The organism is Stenotrophomonas maltophilia group sp. RNC7 (genome assembly GCF_030910085.1).
Classification (GTDB): Bacteria; Pseudomonadota; Gammaproteobacteria; order Xanthomonadales; family Xanthomonadaceae; genus Stenotrophomonas; species Stenotrophomonas sepilia.
In genome coordinates, this window is record NZ_JAVFVN010000502.1 from 1 (window position 1) to 2,774 (window position 2,774).

The 2,774-nt window shown below is 33.0% G+C and carries 4 protein-coding genes; 3 read left to right on the plus strand and 1 reads right to left on the minus strand.

The genetic code is table 11. The features are described 5' to 3' along the window. Window positions 1-220: 220 nt before the first annotated feature. A complete protein-coding gene (locus RCF13_RS09640) occupies window positions 221-1,039 on the minus strand; it encodes a tyrosine-type recombinase/integrase (RefSeq protein ID WP_016716401.1) in 819 nt (272 codons plus the stop codon). A gap of 367 nt (window positions 1,040-1,406) precedes the next feature. Here RCF13_RS09640 and RCF13_RS09645 point away from each other — a divergent pair, with 367 nt between their 5' ends. From RCF13_RS09645 to RCF13_RS09655, 3 genes are all read left to right on the plus strand, one after another. Continuing rightward, window positions 1,407-1,922 (plus strand): hypothetical protein, encoded by a 516-nt coding sequence (locus tag RCF13_RS09645; protein WP_016716402.1) that lies wholly within the window; start codon window positions 1,407-1,409, stop codon window positions 1,920-1,922. A 141-nt stretch (window positions 1,923-2,063) separates the two neighbouring features. Beyond that, complete coding sequence (locus tag RCF13_RS09650) at window positions 2,064-2,309, plus strand: hypothetical protein (RefSeq protein WP_016716403.1); 246 nt, start codon at window positions 2,064-2,066, stop codon at window positions 2,307-2,309. Window positions 2,310-2,340: 31 nt separating this feature from the next. Further along, the coding region (locus RCF13_RS09655; protein WP_308141100.1) for a P-loop NTPase fold protein at window positions 2,341-2,774 on the plus strand (434 nt) is incomplete at its 3' end.

Consider the following 2,774-nt stretch of genomic DNA (forward strand, 5'->3'; position numbering starts at 1 on the left):
TAAATAAGTGTAAAAAGGTATGTATATGTAGTGGTAAGGAATAGATGAAGATATGAGGGGGAAGAGTGGTCACCATCTTGTGCGGTGTTAACGAATATATACGAATTGATACGAACGTAAAGATAGTGAAGGGGTAGTTAATTTGTTTTACGAATGAAGGAAGTTTGAAACGATATAAATTAGAATATGAAAAAAGACCATCATAAACGATAGTCTTGTATCAATTCTTATATAATTGTTCAACTGCATTTTCTCTATCTGCTTCTGTTGGTGCTGAATAGCGAAGGATCATATCAGCACTGGAATGACCTGATAAGGATTGAATGATGCTTATATCATGTCCTGCGCGTACAAGGTCAGTAATAAACGTATGTCGTAGTTGATGTACATTGAAACCATATTTATTTATTAAGTGCTGCACACTCCTAACACTAATACGCTCACCTCTATTACTTAGGAATAAGGCTGGGCTATTTCCATTGCGTTCTTCTAAATACTTAGTTAAAGCCCTCCTAGTTTCTACATTCAATGGTATTGTACGTTCTTTATTTCCTTTTCCAATAATCTTAACCGTACCTTTTCTATCGGTAAGGGACATATCATTGATATCTATATTCACTAGTTCACTAACACGTAATCCACTATTTAATAGAAGTAGTACAATAGCCGAGTCTCGCTTGTTGCCTGCTCTATCCACTTCACGTATGAGTTGGTTGCGTTCGTTTCTATCGAGTGATTTAGGTGCCACTTGCTTTAAGTCTTGTTGCTTCACTACACTTATGTCTTCTATTGCTTCTGTCTTATTACTCCACTTACAATACTTCTTTAATGCATTAAATACTTTATTAATAGTTGCTGCTGATTTCTTATGTGAAACCATGTAGTCAATATACTGTTGGACATCAGAACGAGCAAAGCTTTCTAGGTCTGTTCCTGCACCATCAAGCCACTGTTCGAATTGCTTTAATGCATGAGTATACGTCTTAACAGTTGTTACTGACTTCCCTTTTAATGCTTCATTTACGAACTTATGAATCATGATAATTCCTCCCTAAATAATTCTACGCAACTTTTTTTACTTGTTATTCATGTGTTTATGTATGTATTCCGCCTGTTTATATGTATATTTTAGCATAGAATTATAATTCTATGCAATAATTCTGCGCTGATTTAAGGTTGGGAATATGCTTGTTACTTATGCACTCAATAAGAAGTTTTATAGGATCTGACATAATAGCTGAATTAACTGGATGCATATGTAAAAAACATCTTGCCAACCTCTTCCAGTGATAAGACAATATAGGGGGGAGGGGTGGTTTACATTCTGAATAAGTGAATTGTACAAATGAAGGCGCATGACCCTAATTTATTTCACAGGGGAATTTTTAAGAGGGGGGATTTAGATAATGTTCAAATATGCAAAGGTAGCAATTGTTGTTGGAATTATAGCTCTTCTTTCAATTAATATTTATCTAATAAAAAGTAAAGACGTGGAAACTGATACAAAAGAAACTGCTAGTGAAGTACCAAACGAAGATGTTGATCCGATAGATGATAAAGAAACAAAAACGACTGTCACAACTAATCCTCAAAATAGGGATGCAAGTATACAGAAAGCATTAGATGAATCAAAGGACTTTGCGAAAAGGAATTTACCGGATGAAGTAATTGATATGCTATATGATGATAGTGGAGAGAAGAAAGTAATTATCCTTTTTAAAGATGATGTATGGTACAGAAAGTCTAAATTACTTAAAGAAGCAGATACGATGGCATTAGGAAGTATAATAAATTCTAACTTTGAAAAGGCTGGGGTTATACCTAAGGGAGAGAAAATAACAATCATTGTCACAGATAGCCAAGGTAGAGAAGTAGCATATACAAATCCTGCTGATAAAGGATCATGGATAATAACTAATTAAAATAAATTCAAAAGAGCGTTTCTTTATGAAGTGCTTTTTTATTGAAAGAAAGAAATTATGCGTATATCTTGTAGGAACGTACATTCTTTGATACCATTTTTATGTAGTAAATTCCTATAATTGTATAAGGGGTGATGGAGAATGATTTTTGAAGATAGACGTATGCTGAGAGAGAAATTAATTAGAGAGTTGTATAATGATTATTTTGAGAATGCAGGACAAGAAGTATTGATTCGTCTTAACTTAGATGATAAAGAAGATAAGGAAAATCATTTAGCTTATCAATATTTAGAAGAAAAAGGCTTAATCTATTACCGTTCTATATCTAAGGATGGAGGATATGGAGTGAAAATAAATGCGCATGGAATTGATTATGTTGAGAAATAAAGTTTCATACTTATAGGAGGGTTTAATAAAAATGGATGGATATTTGCCTTTAACTAGTATAGAATCTGATAAATTACATTTTTCAACAAAAGCTAAAGAAATTGCAAAATTTATTGAAGTAGTACCTAATAATATTCCTTACGCAATATCTATAAACGGTTCATGGGGGGCAGGAAAGTCAACTATGCTCAATTTTATAGAAGAAGAATTAAACACAGGGATATGTAAAGTTGTACGATTTAATCCTTGGATGATTAATAATAGGGAAGAATTGATTTTGTATTTATTTGAAGAAATTTATGATTGTATAGACAAAGGTTATACAAATGCTAAAGAAAAATTTAAGAGCTATGCTTTAAAAATATCCTCACCATTAGCTAAGCTTACAACTTTAGCCGTATCAATGAGTCAAGGGGTACCTGCTCCTGTAGCAAATCCTGTAGCAAATGCGGTTGGAGATATTGT

Coding starts and splice junctions, on each gene's coding strand:
- RCF13_RS09650 (WP_016716403.1), top strand. CDS start 2,064: ATGATTTTTGAAGATAGACGTATGCTGAGAGAGAAATTAATTAGAGAG.
- RCF13_RS09645 (WP_016716402.1), top strand. CDS start 1,407: ATGTTCAAATATGCAAAGGTAGCAATTGTTGTTGGAATTATAGCTCTT.
- RCF13_RS09640 (WP_016716401.1), bottom strand. CDS start 1,039: ATGATTCATAAGTTCGTAAATGAAGCATTAAAAGGGAAGTCAGTAACA.